This window comes from bacterium, assembly GCA_014360495.1.
In the GTDB taxonomy this organism is placed as follows: Bacteria; Armatimonadota; JACIXR01; order JACIXR01; family JACIXR01; genus JACIXR01.
On sequence record JACIXR010000003.1, the window covers coordinates 54233 to 75678 of the forward strand.

Sequence of the window (21446 nt, forward strand, 5' to 3'; positions counted from 1 at the left end):
TTTAGCAATCTTTCATAGATTTTAAGCGAGCAAGGACACGAGAGCGAATCTCCTCAGGTGAGCAAAGCTCTCTTACCAATTTCCCCTCTTTCAAAAGAGGCTTAAGAAGGGGTTCCATCTCCTTTTGACAGCAAATTGGAGAGGGACTATCAAACCTTGTGATTTTCCTATTTCCGCATTCCTTGCAAGCCCACACCTGCTTCTTCCCCGCCAATTTCCCCCTCTTGGCAAATGGCTTTCCCTCCACCTCAACTATATCCATAGCGAAGTTTATTGTGGGAGCATTGCTTATCGCCGTCCCCACTCCAAAGGCATCCACCAACTCCTTCGTCTCTTCAATCTCCCTCTCGTCTACGCCTCCCGAGAGGTAAATCTTAACATAATCGTACCCCCTTAAATCCAACTCCCAACGAACCTCCTTAAGTATTTCCTTTATGTTGCCCCTTCTTGACTCGGGTGTATCCAATCTAACCCCATACAATCTCTTTCCAAGCGCCTCCGCAGCCGCTATCGCTTCCTGCTTCTCATCATAAAGTGTATCAACCAAGCATACTCGTTTTACATCCTCTGGCATAACCTCATCAAATGCAAGAAAGGCTTTGACGGGCTCTCCAATTATCAAAATAAGGCTATGAGGCATAGTACCAGAGGGTTTTAGCCCCAACATTTGGGCTGATTTTATCACTGATATCCCATCGCAACCACCGATGTATGCCGCCCTATCAATCATAGGGGCAAGAGAAGGATGCATTCTCCTCGCTCCAAAGCTGAGTATGAGTCTATCGCCAGCCGCTTTCTTGCAACGCGCGGACTTCGTCGCCACACCTGAAGCTTGGCAAAGCATTCCTAACACAGGGGTCTCGTAATGCCCGAATTGCGTGTATTCACCTTCTAAGAACATCACTGGTTCCCCGCCCTTGAATACTTCCCCTTCCTCCATAGACCAAACATCCACCGGGATGCCCTCCAGAAGACGAGCTACCTCTTCCACTCCCACCAAAAGCGCCCATTCATATCCATCAGGCAAACTATTCGCTTTTACCTCCATCACAACCCTCTTTTTTATCCCCTTTGCCCGCAAAATCTCTATTGTCCGGGCAAAATATACATCCGTGACTTCGCCGTTCCTTATCTCCTCGTCTGTTGCGGTATGGAAAAGCTTCATCTTATTCTTCCACCTCCACTCCGAAAGCCTTCTTCATAAGATTGAGAGCATTTTTGTGGTCAGAAGGGGTTAGTGCAGCCGTTGCTTCCTCTGAAACGAATATCTTGAATCCACGATAATAAGCATCTGCACAGGTAAAAAGCACACAGATGTCCGTGAGACAACCTGTGAGATGGAGTTCCTCTATACCTTTTTCCCTTAATAAAAGCTCTAAGTCAGTGGCATAAAAGCCAGAATATCTTCTCTTTTTCACTATGTAATCTCCATCTTTGGGTTTCAATTCCTCTACTACATCAGCTCCCCAGCTTCCCTCTACGCAGTGGGGCGGGAAAGTCTCAAATTCCTTATCGTCTGGGCGGTGAGCATCGCATATATAGATAACCAATGTATTTGCCTCCCTCGCCTTTTCTATTTTCTCCTTTACGCGAGGGATGATATCCCGCACGGAGGAAGCATAAAGCACGCCCGAGGGATGGGCAAAATCGTTTAGCATATCTATAACCAACAAAGCGCTTTTAGCCATAATTTTTCACTCCTTTCCCATTTTAACCTTTCGCCTGCATAAATTTTAACAATTCTTCAGTTGAACCTGCAACTATGAGGATGTCGTTTGCCTCAACTTTTGTGGAAGGTTGTGGATTCCAAATGACATTGTCATCTTTTGCCTTCTTCAAACCTATCACCTCAACATCTTTCCCACAGACCTTTTTAATTTCGCTAATTGTCTTTCCTATACATGATGACGAAGGGAAGACTTCTATTCTCTCAAGGAGGATTCTCACATTTGGGCCGATTGATATATCCATTGTTCCCTCTATTGAGGGATTGAGAGCTAGGCGTGCCATATGCCTTCCTGCGGTTGAGTGCAAGCTCACGACTTTATTAACTCCGATTTTGATGAACTTTTCCTCTGCCTCCTCGTGCTCCACTCGGGAAACTATGTATAGGTTTGGATTCATTAAGCGAGCAGTGAGGATGGCGTAAAGATTAAGAGCGTCGGAAGGAAGACAAGCTATCATTCCTTTTGCTCTCTCTACTCCCGCCAATCTCAGTACTTCCTCATCGGTTGCATCCCCTTGAATCGCCAAGTAACCAAGCGAACGAGCTAAAGAGATAGATTCTGAGGAGGTATCTATGACGACGAAGGTGATACCGGCTCTTGCTAATTCCTCCGCCGCGTGGCTACCTACTCTACCAAAACCGCAGATGATGTAATGGTTTCTGAGTTCCATCAATTGTCTAAACCACCTCCTTCTTCTAATGCTTCCATATAATTCGCCCTCAATCGTGAATTGAATAAGGAGAGTGGCGAAATAAAATATCGCCCCCATACCACTGAATATTAAGAAAACAGTAAAAGCCCTGCCCAAACCGGATAGAGGAGCAACTTCCTTATATCCTACGGTTGTTATGGTTATAACAGTCATATAAAAGGCATCCCCAATACCCCATCCTTCTATGAAATGATATCCAAGCGTACCTATCAAAAGGACAAACAGTACCAAAGATAAGCTTCTAAAGAGATGCTTTCTCTCGTATACATCCATCAAGTTAAATTATAACACCATTCGTATGCTTCTGTGAAAATATAAAACCAATGCAACTAAAATTACGCTTGACTTTATTAGCACTGTCAACAATAATACTATTAAGTTTTAGGAGGTGTTATTTGATGAAGAAGCTTATTTTATCTATCTTATTATTTTTGGTTCTTGGCGGAGCGTTCGCTGTTGAGCCTTATAGAATATCGCCATCGGATGTGATAGACATCACTGTTTTGGGTGAACCTGACCTCTCCAAGCAAGTTGTCGTCCCTCCAGACGGGAAGATAACCTATCCCCTTATTGGTGAAATAGATGTTATTGGTCTAACAACTCAGGAGCTTGCTAATAAGTTGAGGGAGAGGCTTAAGGAATTCATCAAGGAGCCAAATGTCGCTGTTTCAATCGTCAAATTCAGCTTCAATAAATTCTATGTATTAGGGGAGGTAGCTAAGCCAGGGGAATATGACCTAGTGCCCGGCATAGGTTTGAGAGAAGCAATAGCCTTAGCTGGCGGATTGAAACCCGAGGCCGACACGAGTTCCCTCATCCTCTTAAATAAGGAAGGCAAAAAGGAAATAATAAATTTTGACGAAATTTTAATGGGTGGGGAAGACATGAAGCTTAACCCGGGAGATACCATTATAGTGCCCACGGCAGTTGTATCGGTTATTGGAGAGGTAAGGCTACCGGGGCAGGTTACCCTCTTTAAGGGAGCTAAACTTATGGAGATAATAGCAAAGTGTGGAGGACTCACGGAAAACGCCGACATCTCAAATATATCAATTACAAGGGCGGGAAAGACGATATATATTGACCTCTCAAATCTAAAGTCGTCAAAGACCGATGAACTAACGCTTCAACCTGGCGATGTAATCTATGTCCCAAGGGGGAATATAAAGGTGGTCGTGATGGGTGAAGTGGGAAAACCGGGAATTTACACCATTTCCCAGGTGAATGCACATCTCCTTGATGTCCTTGCACTCGCAGGTGGTTTGAGGTCAACAGCAGAGGAAAGGGCAATCACGATAACCCGTCAAAAAGAAGAAGGGAACGAGAAGATAACCATAGACCTACGCCGAGCGTCCAGAGGGGACCCATCTCAAAACATTGAGCTGAAAAATAACGATATAGTTTTCGTTCCAGCAAAGAAGCAGATAGAGTGGTCTAAATATCTTCCTATTTTCTCAATCCTTTATTACATCACCTACATCACCAAGCGTTGAAAAAAGAAGGAATAATAGATATTCATTGCCATATCCTACCCGCTTTGGATGATGGAGCTCCTTCCTTGGAAGAAGCTAAAACAATGCTTGAGGAAGCGGAGAAAATCGGGATTAGGGAGATAGTTGCTACTCCTCATCTAAAATGGGAAGACCGGATATTAACCATAGAAGAAATAGAGCATACCATCGGTCTCCTACCCAATTTCATCAAGATGTACCCAGGCTCCGAAATACCCCTTCTTGAAGCGCCTCAATTACTTGAAGATGGGAAGATAATTTCAACTGGCAAAATCGTTCTTCTTGACACTCCTCCAATAGGAGGATTGCTGGGATTGGAACAACTTGTTTTTAAATTAGCCTTGAAACGGCTCAGAGCCGTAATAGCCCATCCCGAAAGAAATCCCTCTTTTGTAAAAGACAGAATAAGGTTAGAACATTTGAAAAATATGGGTGCTTTATTTCAAATAAACGCGAGTTCTCTTGTGGGCATTCAAGGAAGAGAAATAACAAGGTCAGCGGAACAACTGATAGAATGGGGTTTGGCTGACATCCTCGCCAGTGACGCCCACAATCCCGAGGCTTACCAATATTTCAAGGAAGCTATATCGCTTATCGCTAAGCGCTGGGGTAATGAGCTTGCAGAGGCAATGACGAGAACTAATATTGAACCTCTCCTAAGGAAGGAGGCATAGAAGTTGGAAGAACAAGGAACGGAAAAGAAAGAAGAGGGGAAAGTTGTTATTAGGAAGAAAAGGAGGAAGAAAAAACATAGAAGGAGTTTTCTTTCTATGCTCAAGAGAGGGGTAATTTGGGGAATCTCTATCGGTATCGCTTTACTATCAATTCTTTTTGCAATACTCACCTTAAAATGGTAGAAAGGATGGCGAGGGGTCGCCGAAGGGACCCCTCGCCATCCACACTTCAAATCTTTATGTACCCCCGGAGGTACTCAGCGGCTTCCTCGGGGAAAGTCGTGTTGATGTATATCCCCGTTCCCAATTCAAATCCTGCCTGAACTGTGATGCGAGGAAGCACCTCTATATGCCAATGATAGTAATCCTCACAGGAATCCCGCAGAGGAGCAGAGTGAATAAGAAAGTTGTAATGGGGGTCGTTAAGCCCTTCATAAAAAGCTTTAAATAAATTCTCTAAGACCAATGCTAAATCCTTTTCCTCCTCCCTATTTATGAAATCAAAAGAAGGTCTATGCGTTTTCGGGACTACCCAGACTTCAAAGGGCATCCGAGAGGCGAAGGGAGCAAAGACAACATAATGCTCCGTTTCCAAAACCAATCGCTTTCCTTCTTCTAACTCCCTTCTTGTGACATCGCAATAAGCGCAACGAAGCCTGTCATCGTAATATCTCCTCGCTTCCTCAACCTCTGTTCTTATCTGCTCGGGAACTATTGGAGTGGCTATTATTTGGGAATGGGGATGAATTATAGACGTTCCCGCTCTTTCTCCGTGATTTCTAAATATGCAGATGTATTTTACTCTCTTGTCCTCTCGCAAGGAGCGATATCTCTCTAAAAAGCAGAAAATAACATCCTCCATCTGCCTTACTCCCATATTTCCCCATGTATGGTTATGAATGGGCGATTCTATGACTACCTCATGCCTCCCCCTTCCCGTTAACCAAACAAAAGGGTCTTTTTCCTCTATTTGAACTGGCTCTTCACTCGGACTTAATGCAGGGTATTTGTTGGGTATAACTCTCGTCCTCCAGCCTTTCTCATCCTTTAACGAGAAGATTTCTGGCGGCGTCTGAGCCTCGTTCCCGGGACAAAATGGACAACTGGCATCCCATTCCGGTAGCTCAAACTTCTCCCCTTCCTCCTTTCCCCAACTATGGGGACGCTTGGCTCGTTGGGGTGAAATTATCACCCAACGCTTAGTGCAGGGTTCCTGTCTTAATTCAGGGCTTTTCTTCTTCAAAACGCCTTGCTGAAGGACACCCCCAATCCAAATTTATCAAAATCAAAGACAGCGCCCGTTATCGCCAATTGGTCGTTTATTATAATTCTTCCACCAATATTAAAGTCCCTTGTATCATATTCTCCAATTATACGAAGTGAGGGACCCAACACGAACTCTATCCCAGCAAATATCCCGTCCATTCCTCCCCCAGCTATCCCTATATGCCCTATCGTTTCAAACACTCTCCTCTTCTTCACCTCAAATGCCCCCGTGAGAGTGCGGGAGGCAACTACATATACAGTCGTTTCCGTCTCTTTTGTTATATCTATTGCTCCCACTGATAGGGCAGCTTTTCCTTTGCTCTCCGGGAAAATTTGATATTTTCCCGAGATTATCGTCTCCTTCTCCCCATTCTCCGGTGCCAGTTTCAGCAAGCTCAATTCTATATTGCCGGTTGAACCATAGCTGAAACAGTATCTATCCGGGAAAACCTCGTCCAGCTCCACGCTATAAGCTCCTGCTGACCAGGTATTCGGAGCAAGGACCTCAGCAGTTGGGGTATAAAAAAGCCCCGTATAACCGTTGAAGGAGGGATGGGCAAAGGCTACACCAACAACAAAGAGAACCAAGAGAAGCAAAAGCTTCTTCAAATTTATCACCTCCATCTTAAATTATAGGATGGAATAAAACATATGTAAAGGAAAATTTTAATTTTTTGTAAAATTATCAAAGCTGCTCCCGATGTTTACTCGTTTAGAAGTTTTAAAAGTTCTTCTATGGAGCTGAAAAGGCTTGCGCCATTTTTGAGAATAGATTCCACCTTTTTCTTTGCCTCTCCACCCGTAAAATCTCTTTCTTCTATGTCATTTCCGGCGATTAATACCCTTTTCCCCTCTTTTTGCGCCACCTCTGCGAGCTCCAAGTTTTTCAAATTACCCATTCCGAAGGGCAAGGGGGCTATTATCACCGCCTCCGCCTCCTTAACTAATTCCATTGCCCTCGCAAACGCCTCATCGGATATGGGAGCAAATGGCGCCTCTTCAACACATTCTATATACAATCCCTCGGCTGTTTCGTAATCGCTATCCCCTACATTAACAACCCCCAAACTGAGGGAATATCCTTCACCAACCAATCTCTCCATAATCTCCCTCCCACTTCCCCCTCCTGCTATTAGATGAATTCTCTTACCGGTAGTAGGACGTTTATGAACTATACTTATATAAGGACGAGAACTCAGGGGGTTGTTCCTAACCATCGCGTGGATGTTGAAAACTTTTTTCATGTTCTCCTGCGTTATCACATCCCCTGGCTCCCCGAAAGCGAATATCTTCCCATCTTTCATTAAAAGCAACCTATCAGAGAAATATGAAGCTAAGTTGACATCATGGAGGACGCAGATTATAGACAAACCCTTTTCTTCTTTCAACTTTTTGAGGAGGAAAAGGATTTCCAGTTGGTGCGATAGGTCTAAATGGACGATTGGTTCGTCCAGGAGAAGGAGGCAAGGCTGCTGAGCTAAGGCTCTGGCTATGAGAACCTTCTGCCTTTCCCCACCGCTAAGCTCTCCCAACTTCCGCTCGGAAAATTCCTTCATCCCCACCATATCAAGACATTCTTCCACAATTTCCTCGTCAACTTTCCTCGGTCCCAATAGAAGGGAGAAGTAAGGAGCCCTTCCCAGCATAACCATTTCCTTAACGGTGAGATACTCAACCAAAGGCTCGTTTTGGGGAAGAACAGCTATTTTCTTTGCCCTTTCTTTAGGAGGGATTTTGTTGACGCTTATTCCTTCAAATAAAACTTCCCCTTCGCTTGGCTGGAGAGCTCCCGAGATAATGCGAATGAGGGTGGTTTTACCTGCCCCATTAGGACCTAAGAGTCCTAAGATTTCCCCTCTATCAACCTCAAAAGAGATATCCTTTAAAGTTTCCCTTTGATTGTATGAGAAGGAAACGTTAACGACTTTTAAAATTTCCTTGTTCATTTAATATTATTTTAGCGAGATTATGAGATAACCTCAATTTAAGTTCCCTCATATAGATTTTCCCCGAGAAAATCCTCTCGTATTCCGATGGAAGCTATTTTAAATCAATCTCATCTCTTTTGATAAAGCAACCTGTGTAGAATCTCAACAGCTTGAATTAGCCGAGGTCCAGGGCGGTCTATTATATCCGCATCTATCGCATAGACCCTTCCTTCCCTCACTGCCTTCAATTTGTCCCAATTAGCCCTTCTTTTTACTTCGCTCAGGGGGTTTTGAACTTTTGTCATATGAGCTAATATAATTACATCGGGCTGCCTTTCAATTAATGTCTCAAGGCTTATCTGAGGATAAGCAACCTTCCCATCCATTATATTCCTGCCACCTGCAAGCTCTATAACCTCATCTCCGATGCTTTCCTTCCCAAAAACTATCAAGGGATTATACCAAAGCTCAATCACGACCTTGGGACGCCTTTCATAGGGAATTTTCGCCACCTCCTTCCTAATCTTCTCCAACCTCCCCATCAAATTCATTACAACCCTGTTAGCCTCTTTGCTTCCCGTTAGCTCACCTAACTTCTTCATTCCCTTGAGAACATCGCTTACGCTTTTAGGGTTAAGCGCGAAGACGGGATAGCCCATTTTCTCCAACCTCTCAAGAAGAACAAGGGGATTGCCCCTCATTGCGACGATGAGGTCAGGCTTTAACTTTACGATATTCTCCAAGCTTGGATTGATAAATCCTCCAACTTTTGGAATATTTTTCGTTAAGGATGGATAATTGCAGTATGTGGTAACTCCCACTACTTTATTGCCCACACCTATCGCGAAGAGCATCTCCGTAGTGGCAGGTGCAAGGGAGACTATTCTATTTGGTGCCTTCTTTAAAACAATTAATTTGCCTCTATCATCCCTCGCTTTATAGTCAGCAAGGGATAGGTGAAGGGAAAGGGATATCAGGAGAATTTTAATGATTGAGTTTCCTATCAATGCCTTTAATCCTCTCATCACGGGCGTGCGGGATTAGTTCACTTGAGGAATAGGCTATCGTCTTCGCAGGGTTCTCCCAGGAAGTTGGAATTGAAATCGGGGTCCTTTAAGACGGGCTTAAGAGCCTTGATATGACCATCGCAGAAGGCGACATTGGCTGTTTCGTTGTGGCGAAAGTGCATATCATACCAACCCCAGGTCTGGCTCGGAGGAGTGATAGCAACGCTCTCCATCAAGCCTTCTCCCATCCAGTTTTTAACTGCGGAATCAGCAAAGCAGATTGTCTCAGCAGGATGGGAAAGCTCCGAATCGGAGGCGGGGATTGGCACCCACCAGAGATTTGGGTCGGGTCTGCCACCTATGTAAAACCAATTGTAGCCGTAACCCCATCCTCCTGTAGCTGGGTTGGGGGATGTCGCTGACCAGGTGGGGCAGGTCCTGATGTCCTTGTTTTTAAGATAGGGATAGATGAGCCCACGAGTGAGGTCTACTGTCCCGTCGTTTCTTCTATAGCCGTACCAGTAGTAGGAACCGCCTCCATCGCTTCCAGCCCAGAAGGGTGGGAATTTACCGTCCCAATCTTGGACATACATCAGGGTAGCAGTGATTAATTGCTTCAAATTGCTCTGGCAAGATGCTTTTCTCGCCATTTCCCGTGCTCTCGCAAAAACGGGAAAGAGAATTGCTGCCAGGATAGCGATTATCGCTATCACCACCAGCAATTCAATCAATGTAAAACCTCTTTTTTTCATAAAAACACCTCCTTCTTAAAAAATTAACCCATCGTGCTCCGCACGATGGGCAGGGGATAAAGGAAAAAGCCTCCCGCACGCCCGCGATGCGGAGGTAGGCTTAAAGGGAGTGAATCGGTCTTCCGGCTTCCGGCTTGAGCCTACTCCCTGCGCCTTCCCAGGACTTAAAGTCCCAGTGGCATAATGCAGGTTTCGTTCCGGTCACGGCTGCGGGGCAGCGGCGGATTTTCACCGCTCTTCCCGGCATCCACTCCCTAAAAATCAACTTTTATTGAAACCACTAAGGGTTTCTACTTATTTACTATATCCCTTTCCTATATCTTTGTCAAATATAAATCTCTCTTCCCCTTTTAACAGCCTCCAAAGCCTTTATATGAGTTTCAAACCACTTCTGGGTTGTTGGACGCCAAGAGGTTTGAAGAAAACCCAACAGATGCTCATCTGGGATGTTCTTTTTGCAAAACTCAACTGTCAAAGGAAAGTTATCCTCGCAACTCCAATTGCTTCCAGTGGGTATCTGGTCATAACCAGCCTCTGCAAGTTCTAAATAAGCCCTTACATACACTATCTCCGAGCTAAACTCTTTATCGTAATACCAATTGCTTTGCACTACTTGTTTAGGCATTTTCTTCAGGAATTCCTCCTTGTGCCTCCAAAGATGGTCAGACCATATCCAAGCCCTTGCACCATTTCTCTCAACCTCATTGACGAGGAATAGAAAATCGTGCCACCACAAATCATATTGCCTGACCACAACATAAAGCATATCCCTCTGATGTTCGTAGGTTTCCTCATCCATCCCAAGATGGAAGAACCTCGGTCCACCAAATATATCAATCACCTCGTTTATCAGGTCCCTACAAACTTGGTAATATTCCTCGGTTGAAACACAACGGGAGTATTTGCCGAGCCAGTGGTCATGGGTTGTAGAAAAATTGAGCTTGGGGATTGGTTCCAGTCCTTTATCCCTCATCCTCTTCAATTCTCCTTTTAATGTGTCCACCTCCCAAGCGCCCTCAATAGCGATTTCCGGATGGCTTCTATACTTCACTCCCTCTCCCAGGTCAATTACGACCATATTAACACCGTATTTCGGCATCTCTTCAACAAGCCTGTCCCATACTTCCTTCTCGCAGCGAAGGGAGGTTGTGTATACTGAGTCGCTCCCCCTATAGTTGGGATGCTCCCAGTCAAGCCACATATTATAGCCGAGATGCAGAAGGTAAGCCCATATTTTTTCCATAACAATCCTCCTTTCTTTAAAAGCAAAATTGCGAGCTTAAGTTGACTCTACTTTCTCCTTTATTGCCTGGCAAATGAATCTTATATCTTCCTTACTGAGCTCGGGAAACATCGGGAGGGAGAGCACTTCCCTCGCAACCCTTTCCGCCCGAGGAAAATCACCATCTCCATAACCCAAATCTCTATAAATAGAAATCAAATGAAGGGGAACGGGGTAATAAACCGCCGTCTCAATCCCCTTCTCCTTGAGATGCTGTTGCAACTCATCCCTCCCCTCAAGTGCGATGACATAGGAATAATATATATGCTTGCACCCTTCCCTCTCTACTGGCAACCGAAAGCCCAAATCCCTCAACAGCTCGTTATAAATCCTCGCGTTTTCCCTTCTTCTCTCGTTCCATTCGTCTATATATTTCAACTTCACGCTCAAAATCGCCGCCTGCAAGGCGTCAAGCCTGCTCTTGTATCCATCCCTTATATATTCCCTATATTTGCTTTTCGCTCCGTGAACCCTCAACGCCCTCACTTGCTCGGCGATTTCCTCATCATTCGTCGTCACGAGCCCACCATCCCCATAACAACCGAGATTCTTCGTTGGGAAAAAGGAGAAACAACCTACATCCCCGATTGAGCCCACCTTCCTTCCCTTGTATTCCGCTCCAAATGCCTGAGCGCAATCCTCAACCACCTTCAAATTGCGCTCCCTTGCAATCTCCATTATCCTGTCCATCTCCGCTGGATGACCATATAAATGAACAACTAAGATAGCCTTCGTCTTCGGGGTTATCTTTTTAAAAATCTCCTCAGGGTCTATGTTGTAGGTTTCCTCCTCTATATCGGCGAAAACGACCTTCGCTCCCCTCCTCCTTATAGCCTCAGTGGTTGCTATGAAGGTGAAGGGAGTGGTTATCACCTCGTCCCCTTCACCAATTCCCAAGGCGTCAAGGGCGAGAAGGATGGCATCGGTTCCCGAGCCGACTCCTACCGCGAACTTCGTTCCTATGTATTCCCCTGCCCTCCTCTCGAATTCCTCCACCTCGGGACCCAAAATGAACCTTCCACTCTCCAGAACCCTGTCAATCGCCGATTTTATCTCGTCTTTTATTGTATGATACTGGACAACCAAATCTACAAGCTGGATTCTCCTCATTGGTTCTCCACCCACTCCTCGGGAGGGACCTCCCTTTCCGCTCTTGCGGGCACTCCCTTGACGAGCTTATAAGGAGGGACATCACGAGTCACAATTGCGCCCGCAGCGACGAATGCCTCTTTCCCTATTCTTATATTTGGCAAGATGATGGAATTGGCTCCCACCCTCGCCCCAAACTCAATATACGCTCCCCCCTTGTACTTGAATCTCTCCTTCGTTCTTCCCATAAAGTTATCGTTGGTTGTGACCACGCAGGGAGCAATGAAGACATAATCCTCAATTGTTGTGAGGGCACAGATATAAGCAAGGGATTGCAATTTAACATAATTTCCTATTTTGACATCGTTATCAATCACGACACCCCTGCCAACAATCACATAACTTCCGATCTCGCAGTTCTCCCTTATTGAGGCAAGGTCGGCGACCATCGTTCTCTCTCCGATTTTAACTCCCGCATAAATGATAGCAGATGTCCCAATTAGGCAGTAAGGACCTATTTGAGTGGGAGGTAGGGGTTTCTCTATCTTAACAGTGGAGGTGGGAGCAGGAGTAGGCTGTTTACCGATAACCACATTATCACCTATAAAAGTATGATGCCCGATGAAACAGCCAGGGTAAATCACCACATTGTTCCCAATCTTCACTTCGTCCTCAATGACGACATCGTCCTGAATGACGACATTCTCTCCCATAACGATGCCTTTACCTAACTTCGCTTTATCGCTGATATAATTCACATTAGACAACCTCCTTTTGGGGGCGATTAAAAAATTGTTAGGATAATTTTAGCAAATGCAAGGAAAAGATGGAATTGATTTTTGCATTTTGTCATTTCTGGCAAGTGTAAGGGGGTTAAAAAGGCTTCTCGTAGCTTCACAATAACAAAAATCTTTTTACTTTTTATTCGCCTACCACCAACTTCCCCTTATCTTCCAAGGGGTTTGTAGAATTCTTCCTCAATATACCTCTTCTTTTCCCTCCACCAATCTTCGTTTTCTTCATACCATTGTATCGTCAGTTTCAGCGCTTCCTCAAATCCATATTTCGGCTCCCAACCAAGCTCTTTTACCTTATCCGCCCTCAAAGCATAACGAATATCGTGTGCGGGACGAGAGCCGCGGAAAACTATCTTGCTTTTTGATTTAGGAATCAGGCGCAAAATCGCCTCCGCTACCTCTATGTTTCTAAACAGATTCCCTCCCGCTATATTATATATTTCCCCCTCCTTCCCCTTCTCAAGCAGAAGCCATAAAGCGGAGCAATGGTCTTCCACGAAGAGCCAATCCCTTACTTGCCCACCACCATCCCAAATCGGTAGCTCATAGCCCAGAAGTGCATTTGTTATGTGGCGAGCTATGAGACGCCTCACATCAAGATAGGGTCCGAAATTGTTCGTGCTTCTCGTTATTATCACGGGAACTTTATATGTCTTGAAGTAGGCGAGACATAGAAGGTCAGAGGCCGCCTTTGAAGCGGAATAGGGACTGGAGGGATTGAGGGGATAGCTCTCATCGGCGAAACCAGTGGGGATAGGGCCGTATACTTCATCGGTTGAGATATGGAAGAATCTTTCAACTCCATATTCCCTCGCCTTCTCGAGGAGAACATTCGTCATGAGAAAGTTAGATGAAGCGATGAGGGGATTTCTAATGCTTTCGTCCACATGGGCTTCAGCGGCGAAGTGGAAGACTATATCGGGAGAATAGCGACGAAAGATGAAATCCAAGAGGGGAAAATCCTTTGTTAGGTCACCCTGAAAGAATCTTAAGCGAGGGTCGGGCAAAAGGTGGGAGATGTTCTCCAGCCTCCCAGTTGAGAGGTTATCAATAATAATAACTAATTGAGGTCCTTCTTTATTCAAGATAAAGCGAGCCAAATTAGAGCCTATGAATCCCGCTCCGCCAGTTATCAGAATTCTCATCTTTACCTCCTTCATTTCAATATTACAAACCTTCCTCAATTCTTGCAATGACAAAGCGATTCACATTTGTCGCCACTTTTTAAAGAAAGAGGTTTTTATCTTTGAACAAAAGGTTTTGTTGCAAAATTTACAAAGTGACAGGGAACTATTCTCCAATTCCCGAAATTCAAAAGAAATATTTACAGCTTTTTCAAAAGTCAATTTTAAAACTATTGCTCTCAAAAACCTTTGAATTTATTTATGCCACAAGACTAAAGAAACTCTTATAACTTTACAAATACTAAATTTTCTATTACATAATTTTCTACTAAAAAAGTTCTTGGCTCAAAGCGAAAAAACGCTGCCTTCTCGTGATATATCATCTCCCTTATGTGCTAATTTCTTTAAATTTCTTTTTTAACATTATGGAAAATGAGAATCCAAAGAATCTGTCATTCTTTCTATATTAACTTGCCGAAATGAGGAATTGTGAATAAAATTGATTAAAATAATCAAAAAAGGAGGTCATAGTATGAAAAGCACTCTTCTCACGATTTGGATAGCTTTCCTTATGCTCTGTCTCGGTTTTCTCTTGGGCTTTGAGCTAAAGCCTAATTTAGGGAAAATCTCCTATCTACCTCCCCTATGCAGCGACCCTTACATTCCTACTTCCACGGAATGGAAATCTCTTCATTTGACTGCTGAATACAATAATGAGCAAGGGCTGACTGATAAGCTTATTCAAACTCACTTCTCTTGCTATCCTTATCCGAAATGGTTTCAGGTTATTTTGGACTTAAAATGCCAGCCAACTTGGCACCACTATTTGGGCAACGGCGTCTTTGATGTGAGTGAGGAGGAAGTGAGGTCGGCTTTAATGGAAGGGGTTAAGGTCATAATGAAGTTGATACAGGGACCGATGCCCAATGTAACGGATGATGTGGTGAAAATGGATATATACATGAGGGGTTTCCCCGTTGCTACTTATGAAAAAAGAGAGCTTGTTTTCAAGGAGAACTTGAAATTCAAGGAGTAGAAAAGGATAAGGGGTGAGGATATTTCTTAATGAACAAAATTGGACTCTTCTGAGACTTGGCATATTGCTTAGCCATAAACTCCCGAATAGAGTCAATTTGAATTAAATCTCCGGGAAATTTCGGGTAAAAATTGTCTCTTGTTATATGTATTTGTATCACCGTTTAATCAACGTTTCTTCTTGGATTTTATAGATTGTGCTTCTTGAAACACTAAAAGCTTCCTTCTATTCAACTCTATTTATCTTTTAAAAATTATTCAATTAAGTAGTAAAAAATCTAATATGATAGTTTTGGAGGGCAGGCGTAAACGTCCGCCCTCTTAACTTTAAAATCTCTGGGAAAATTCAAAGAGAAACCATCTTCCCGCCTGGGGATAGTATATTATCTCATTCCAATCTTTATCAAATAGATTTGAAATGGAGAGGCTAAAGCTTCTTCCTTTCTCCGATTGCTTTGAGATTTTCAGATTGAAAATCGTAGCTGAAGGCACACTTTTAGGAACCAAAACCTGCTTTGGCCCTCCCTCCGCTCCATACCACCATTCCAAACCCTCACTATCAGTTGCCCTCTTACCCCAATAGAATATCTCTACAGTATAGGAAAATCCTCTCTTGCCATTTAAAGTTAAGCCCGCCTTTAAGGTATTCTTGGGCTCGGATGTGCGATAAGCGGCAATAAGGGGCCGCTCGTGCTCGCAATCCCAAGCATCAAGATAGGTATAATTTGCCCAAAGGGATATATTCCCAAATCGCTTTTCGTAAGATAGCTCCAATCCCTGTTCAATTGCCTTGCTGATATTAATATAACGACCATCCTTGTCGTTCCCAATGAGATCCTTTTCTTTGGAATAGAATAGAGTTGCGGTGAATCTCCCATTTGGCAGATTTCTTTCCCAGTCAACCCCGATGCTATTAGCAACGAAAGGTCTTAGATGGGGATTGCCTATAAAGCAGCCACCACCATAAAGCTGCTCCAAAAAGGGGAATAGCTTGTTTCGTCCGAGGGAAATCCGTAAGGTTGTGAGCTCGTCGGGTTTGACATTGTAAGAAATGAAAGGGACCAGTGCAGTTCCACCTGGACTTGCCTCTTCATGTCCTAGAGAAAACATGATACTTCTTCGCTCTCCTAACCTGGTGGTGCTTTCTACAAAAAGCCCCTTTCTTTTCATCTTCTGCTTATTCCAAGGTCCAAGGTTCGGTTCCTCAGCGGGAACAGTGGCACGCCTCCAATCTCCTTGCCACCAAGCTCCCAAAGATAAATTACCCGAAGAAGTGGTGATATTGTAATTAAGCTCAGAGCGTAGCAATTTATATCTCAAGAATGTTACCATTGGGACAACTTCTTTCCTCTGGAAATCCCACTGCTTGTAATATAGATTAGAGCTGAATAAAACGGGAGCGATGCGAAAACGAAGAGCCGAATTTTCCTTTAGCCTTCGCTCGTAGGTGAGTGAGAGCGCGGGTCGGCGGCTCTGAGGCCACCATTGTTCCCATCTATCAGCTAGATTCGGCCCAGTTGGCTTAAAGCCTGCTTGCTCCCCCTGCAACATAGCGCCAGCTATCGTGAACTTTTCATCCTCTCCACCGTTTACAATTTTGAACGAGAAGTCTGAGAGGTCGGTCTTCATCTTCTCCCTCCACTCATTTCCCACTATCCGATTAAAGGCTATGAAATAGTTCCTGTTCTCATCCCCTCCACTGGCTGATAATTCGTATATCTGGGTATTGTAAGTGCCAAGGGCATAGGAAACAGAAGCGCCAGGGTAATCTTTTCCATTCTTTAAAGTTATTAAAACAACACCCGAGAGACTTCCCATAAACCTAGGAGGAAGTGGAGCTTTGAAGACATCAACGCTTTCTATTGCGGTCCAAGGGACACGGTCTAACACACAGCTTATGATGGGATTCACATTCATTCCCTCAACCAAAACCTGTCGCGAGCCGAAATGGGAGCTTCTTATGGTGAGACGAGGCGAAACCATAACGCAACCATATATTCCCTCCGTCCCTGGGAGGCGATTTAGAACATCGGCTATGTTTTGTATAGCCACCATTCTTTGCCCTTCTTCAGCTGATACGGTTTCAACTTTTACCGGCTTCTCCTTCTCAGCTTCAACTTCAACCTTAACCTCAACCGTAGGAAGTTCCTGGGCGAAGCCCAGAACAAGAGACAAGATGAACGAGACGAATATTTTTGATTTAACCACTTACAAAACCTCCTTTTCCTTTTTGGACTATTTTACTCAATTTCTATGTCAAAAATTTGTCATGAAAATGGTTTATGTTGAAAAAAAAATAAGGTTTCACCTCCGAGCAAAAGTTTTTAAAAAATATTTTAAATAACCTTTTTAAAATCCCCTTCTGTTCGCGAATGCTAAGTGCAAATTCTCGCCTCTCCAATCCTCAACTGAAATCACAATATTCCCCTTAGGAAGCTCAAAGCTTATCTCTTTCCCCTCTCTAGGGAGCAGGAAAAAATAATTATCGGAAAAGATTGGTTGAACGTCAATACCCTCCGCTTTTATCCTGAGGAAAAAAGAAATGCTATCTGAAAGGTTTGAAACGGTTATAATACCCCTTTGACCTTCCTTTCTTCCCGAAACTTTCAAATTTACAGGAGGAAGGTTGTCCAATCCAATCGCCTCTTCCTCTAAGTTTTCCACCTCCCCTTCCCTATTAGCGAGATATCCTAAAAGCCTTGCGAGAAAAAGAGGGTACTTATCCCATCCCCTTACAGCCACAGCCCAACCACCCCTTAATCCAGAGGTATAGGCAAGGCATCTTCCCTTGCCATATGTCCTTTCCGCTAAAAGAGGTGAGCCGTTAGAGAGGGAAAGCAAGATATTTGCCCCTTCCCTTACCTCCTCCTCATTATAGCCACCTATCTTTATGCGAGAGAAGGATAAGCCACGCAGAATGGGATGGTCGGATGATTTAACGACAATCCCCAAATCCCTACGCTCTCTAAGTGAATTCTCTTTCATCACAAATGGAGAAATCTCCTCTATTATTGTTCCCTTTAAACCTCCCTCTCCATAGGCGTTCCAACCGCCGTCCAATAAAATCCCTTTTCCCGAGCTCACTAAATCCGCTATTCGCTCCATCGCTTCTTTTGACAACTTCTTGCCAATTCCTTCGCTTTCTCCGATGATGAAGCAATCGTATCCCTCCAAATCTGGAAGGGAATCAGCGGTAGCTATTTCCAACTTCACTCCGAAGGACATAAGCAATTCCCCTATCTCCTTCCATCCCTCCGCTTCCTGTCCAAATGTGGAGAGGATTACCAAGGCTTTTAAAGGCTTTGTAAATCCTCTCACTCTCCTAACGGGAATGGGATAAATCTTCTCAGAAATTATTTTCCCCTCTTTCTTAACTCTCGCTATAAGAAATACTACCCCTTCTCTATAATCTTGGGGAATCTGAAAATTCAGGCTCCAAAGCCTTAGGGATTGTTGGGCAGGTAAGGGAATATTTTGAGATAGTCGCTTGAGAACTTTTCTCGGAGAAGCTATGGTGAACTCAGCTTGACAATTTTCCCTCTTTGTCGTTAGATTTATCGCATAGACGCCGATATTTAGCGATTCCCCTACCCTCAATGTCGTCTTATCGTAATCAATTGCAAGATTTATCGGCGAGCTCGCTTTTTTGAACCAATATAAAGAAGGCTTCGGATTTCCATACCAATCAACCATACTCCAAGAGATATTAGGCCAAGGGTCGTTGAACTGCCAAATCAAACATCCTGAATTCCTCCAGATGTTTTTCAAGCAGGAATCCAAATTGAACTGATAGGTTATCGCTTGGGCGAGCTGGGCTTTTTTAACGAAATTGTTTAAATCAGAGGTTCTTCCGTATTGCTTTGCATACATCTCTATCTTCCTCGCATCAGCGAGATGATAGCTCCATTCCTCAGAGGGAGGGAAAATACCAGAAGTGGAAAGGAATCTGAGCAGGTCCTCCTCAGGGGGAGGTGATTGGAGTCCCGCCTCGCTGCGGAAGACCGTGAATTGGCGATAGTTTGTATAGGGAGCTGAGCCATGCCATACGCTCCAATCGTGGACATCTCCTCCATAGGGAGAGGCGCGATGGAATGGACGAGTCCCGTCCAGCGCTTTACAGAGCCTCTCCAATCCATCAACCAATTCCCTATTGCTTTGGTTGTCGGGATTAAATTCATTACCTCCACACCATAAGACCAAACTCGGATGATTTCTCAAGCGGATTATGGAATCTCTTGCATTTTCAAGGAAGGCATCCCTTGGCAAATTGGGATAATCGGCGCAGGCAAGGGGGAATTCCTGCCATAGCATTATCCCATATCTATCGCATAGCTCATATAATATATCCTCCTCCATAATCCCTCCACCCCAGATTCTGAACATATTTATACCTGCAAAGCTCGCTAGCTTTACTAATCTTTCGTATCTCCGAGGGGATAAATCATAAAGGGAATCGGCTGGCACCCAATTGGCACCCTTGCAATAGATTCTTACGCAATTCACTTTCACAATCCAAGGATAAAGCTCGTTTGTATTGGGATTTTTCTCCCATTCCAATTGCCTTGCTCCCCAAATAAATGAAAGGCTTGAAGAAACTTTCTTCCCCAGAACGAGGAAAAGCGAGACTTTGTAAAGATTTTGCGGTCCAAAACCAGCAGGATACCATAATTTGACATCTGGGATGGCGAATTCAAAATTTAAAATTCCCTCTCCCTTTCCAACCTCAACCTCCTTCCTTAACTTATAACTTTTACCCCTGAAATTCACCCCTTCCAATTTTATGTAAATTTCCGCTTTTCCCTTGGTTGCGGAATCATATCCCATTATTAAATTAACGATGGCTTTATTTCCATTCAATTTGATCAACTTCAGGAAGGGATTTTTTAAGAGGACCTCTCCACTCTCCATAATCTCAACGGGACGCCAAACTCCGATGGGGATGATTCGGGGAGCGAAATCCCAGCCATAGGACATCTGACAGGCTATCGCTTTCGTTCTCTCCTTCTCAGGCAAGATTCTTATCCTCAATTTATTCGCACCATCTCTCAATAACCCCGTTATCTCCCAAATCGGCTGGACAAACATCCCCTCTATTTTGCCGATGAGCTCCTCGTTGAGATATACCTCTCCTCTTGGAGCCACCCCTCCAATCTTCAAGAAATATCTTCTGCCCTTCTCTTTTTTGAAGGAGAAACTCTTCTCGTAAATCCAATTATGAACCTCCACCCATTGTGATTCCTCGTTCCTTGTTGAGAAATAAGGGTCGGGAATCAATTTTGCCTTTAAAAGAGCCATCTTCACAGTTGAGGGAACATCTGAGGCAGTCTTCGCGCTTCCGTCCTCGGAATAAATCACCCATCCCTTATTCAAACTTTGAGGAAAAACCGCTACAGCAAGGAAAAGTTGAAGGCAAAACCATGTTTTTAAATCAATCCCTCTTAAATCTCTCAATTCTGCCTTAAACCTCCCTTACCCTTTATAATCCATTACCTCCTCAAGGGTTTGACAGATAGCCTCAATGTTTTCCAAAGGGACATCGGGCTCGCATTCCGCCTCCAACATCAATCCTCCCTCCGGCATATAAAGAGCCTCAACTGCAGTCCAGATATGTTCTCTAATCTCGTCCGGCGTGGCGAAAGGGAAGAGCTGGCGGTCCAAATCCAAATTTATACACACCCTTCCCTTACAGGTCTTCACCAATCCCTCCAGCGTATTAGCTCTGATTTGAGGGTTTATTATGTTCATTCCCGCCTCAATCAAATCGTCCATAATCTCAAGGATGTGCCCATCGCTGTGAAGATATACATAAGCTCCCGCCTCCCTCACCCTCCCGAACATCTTCTTGAAACAGGGAGTGAAATATTTTCTGAAATGGCGTGGGCTTATCGGAAGGCTCTTCTGGGCTCCCAAATCATCGCCGAAGCTGATGATATCCGCTCCTATCTCCAGCCACTTCTCAATGAGGCGCATATTGTGCTCCAAAACCATATCAATTAGCTTTTGCAGGCGTGGGTCCTCGGTGGCTATATCTATCATAAAGTTCTCAAAACCTCTGAGATAATAAATCCTCATATACATCGCACCATGAGGAAGCCCGCCCCAAGCCAAATTCCCCGCCGCTTTAATCCTCTCAAAACGCATCTTCATCTCCTCCCAATCTGGAGCTGGACCTCTATCCCATTGGACAAGTGGGTCTGGGACTTTATAGTTCTCAAGGGCGCTCCAATCTTCAAGTGGATGCCCAACGACGATTCCCTCCATCCCCTCCTCAATATTCTCCCAGACGCATCCCCAAGAATCGGTAAACCTCCCCTTGCGATAGCCTGGGTCGTGAACAGCGTCAAAATCTATTCTTCCCTTCTTGAAATTTGGGAAGAGGCGGGGATGCCTAAGGACTATTTCCTCAAGCGCCTCCCTATATTTTCTCCAGGTAGCTGGGAGGATTCCCACGGAACAAGGTATCCAGTCAGGGTAGCGGAAATCTACGACCTTTAAGAAATTCTCTGCTTCCTTCGTCCAATTTCTCGGTTCCATCGCCATAG

The 21446-nt window shown here is 44.3% G+C and carries 19 protein-coding genes and 1 riboswitch; of the genes, 4 read left to right on the forward strand and 15 right to left on the reverse strand.

Features of this window, described 5'->3' with window-relative positions:
* Position 1 precedes the first annotated feature (1 nt).
* Genes H5T88_03080 through H5T88_03090 form a run of 3 tightly spaced genes read right to left on the reverse strand, consistent with a single transcriptional unit; the run spans position 2 to position 2712 of the window.
* Complete coding sequence (locus H5T88_03080; GenBank protein ID MBC7329321.1) at positions 2-1165, reverse strand: nicotinate phosphoribosyltransferase; 1164 nt, start codon at positions 1163-1165, stop codon at positions 2-4.
* Position 1166: 1 nt separating this feature from the next.
* On the reverse strand, positions 1167-1688 hold the full coding sequence (locus H5T88_03085; GenBank protein MBC7329322.1) for a cysteine hydrolase: 522 nt from the start codon (positions 1686-1688) through the stop codon (positions 1167-1169).
* Positions 1689-1710: 22 nt separating this feature from the next.
* Complete coding sequence (locus H5T88_03090) at positions 1711-2712, reverse strand: potassium channel protein (GenBank protein ID MBC7329323.1); 1002 nt, start codon at positions 2710-2712, stop codon at positions 1711-1713.
* A gap of 125 nt (positions 2713-2837) precedes the next feature.
* Between H5T88_03090 and H5T88_03095 the strand changes: the two genes are divergently transcribed.
* The 3 genes from H5T88_03095 to H5T88_03105 are packed head-to-tail and all read left to right on the forward strand — an operon-like array spanning position 2838 to position 4807.
* Positions 2838-3932 (forward strand): SLBB domain-containing protein, encoded by a 1095-nt coding sequence (locus H5T88_03095; protein ID MBC7329324.1) that lies wholly within the window; start codon positions 2838-2840, stop codon positions 3930-3932.
* Positions 3929-4624 carry a hypothetical protein gene (locus tag H5T88_03100; protein ID MBC7329325.1) on the forward strand — a complete coding sequence of 232 codons (696 nt, stop codon included), beginning with the start codon at positions 3929-3931 and terminating at the stop codon, positions 4622-4624. Before H5T88_03095 ends, H5T88_03100 begins: the two co-directional genes overlap by 4 nt.
* 3 nt (positions 4625-4627) lie before the next feature.
* A complete protein-coding gene (locus H5T88_03105; GenBank protein MBC7329326.1) occupies positions 4628-4807 on the forward strand; it encodes a hypothetical protein in 180 nt (59 codons plus the stop codon).
* A gap of 46 nt (positions 4808-4853) precedes the next feature.
* Here the strand turns inward: H5T88_03105 and galT are convergent, their stop codons facing one another.
* The 9 genes from galT to H5T88_03150 form a co-directional block, all read right to left on the reverse strand.
* On the reverse strand, positions 4854-5867 hold the full coding sequence (gene galT, locus H5T88_03110) for a galactose-1-phosphate uridylyltransferase (GenBank protein MBC7329327.1): 1014 nt from the start codon (positions 5865-5867) through the stop codon (positions 4854-4856).
* The gene (locus tag H5T88_03115) at positions 5864-6499 is read right to left on the reverse strand and encodes a hypothetical protein (GenBank protein MBC7329328.1); all 636 of its coding nucleotides are present in this window, start codon (positions 6497-6499) and stop codon (positions 5864-5866) included. Before H5T88_03115 ends, galT begins: the two co-directional genes overlap by 4 nt.
* A gap of 95 nt (positions 6500-6594) precedes the next feature.
* Entirely contained in the window at positions 6595-7836 is a 1242-nt protein-coding gene (locus tag H5T88_03120) for an ABC transporter ATP-binding protein (protein ID MBC7329329.1), read from the reverse strand.
* Positions 7837-7946: 110 nt separating this feature from the next.
* Positions 7947-8825: a cobalamin-binding protein gene (locus tag H5T88_03125; GenBank protein ID MBC7329330.1), complete on the reverse strand. Its 879-nt coding sequence runs from the start codon at positions 8823-8825 to the stop codon at positions 7947-7949.
* A 38-nt stretch (positions 8826-8863) separates the two neighbouring features.
* Positions 8864-9577: a DUF1559 domain-containing protein gene (locus H5T88_03130; GenBank protein MBC7329331.1), complete on the reverse strand. Its 714-nt coding sequence runs from the start codon at positions 9575-9577 to the stop codon at positions 8864-8866.
* A gap of 94 nt (positions 9578-9671) precedes the next feature.
* Positions 9672-9858: riboswitch (cobalamin riboswitch) on the reverse strand.
* A gap of 44 nt (positions 9859-9902) precedes the next feature.
* Positions 9903-10820: a Tat pathway signal protein gene (locus H5T88_03135; protein ID MBC7329332.1), complete on the reverse strand. Its 918-nt coding sequence runs from the start codon at positions 10818-10820 to the stop codon at positions 9903-9905.
* Positions 10821-10856: 36 nt separating this feature from the next.
* Complete coding sequence (locus H5T88_03140) at positions 10857-11969, reverse strand: DegT/DnrJ/EryC1/StrS family aminotransferase (protein MBC7329333.1); 1113 nt, start codon at positions 11967-11969, stop codon at positions 10857-10859.
* Entirely contained in the window at positions 11966-12661 is a 696-nt protein-coding gene (locus H5T88_03145) for an N-acetyltransferase (protein ID MBC7329334.1), read from the reverse strand. The genes H5T88_03140 and H5T88_03145 overlap by 4 nt, the downstream gene beginning before the upstream one ends.
* A 233-nt stretch (positions 12662-12894) precedes the next feature.
* Complete coding sequence (locus H5T88_03150; GenBank protein ID MBC7329335.1) at positions 12895-13890, reverse strand: dTDP-glucose 4,6-dehydratase; 996 nt, start codon at positions 13888-13890, stop codon at positions 12895-12897.
* Between the two features lie 511 nt (positions 13891-14401).
* Here H5T88_03150 and H5T88_03155 point away from each other — a divergent pair.
* Positions 14402-14905: a hypothetical protein gene (locus tag H5T88_03155; protein ID MBC7329336.1), complete on the forward strand. Its 504-nt coding sequence runs from the start codon at positions 14402-14404 to the stop codon at positions 14903-14905.
* A gap of 326 nt (positions 14906-15231) precedes the next feature.
* Here H5T88_03155 and H5T88_03160 read toward each other — a convergent pair whose 3' ends face one another.
* The 3 genes from H5T88_03160 to H5T88_03170 form a co-directional block, all read right to left on the reverse strand.
* The gene (locus H5T88_03160; GenBank protein ID MBC7329337.1) at positions 15232-17112 is read right to left on the reverse strand and encodes a TonB-dependent receptor; all 1881 of its coding nucleotides are present in this window, start codon (positions 17110-17112) and stop codon (positions 15232-15234) included.
* A 141-nt stretch (positions 17113-17253) separates the two neighbouring features.
* On the reverse strand, positions 17254-20355 hold the full coding sequence (locus H5T88_03165; protein ID MBC7329338.1) for a hypothetical protein: 3102 nt from the start codon (positions 20353-20355) through the stop codon (positions 17254-17256).
* 18 nt (positions 20356-20373) lie between these two features.
* On the reverse strand, positions 20374-21444 hold the full coding sequence (locus tag H5T88_03170) for a hypothetical protein (GenBank protein MBC7329339.1): 1071 nt from the start codon (positions 21442-21444) through the stop codon (positions 20374-20376).
* Positions 21445-21446 lie beyond the last annotated feature (2 nt).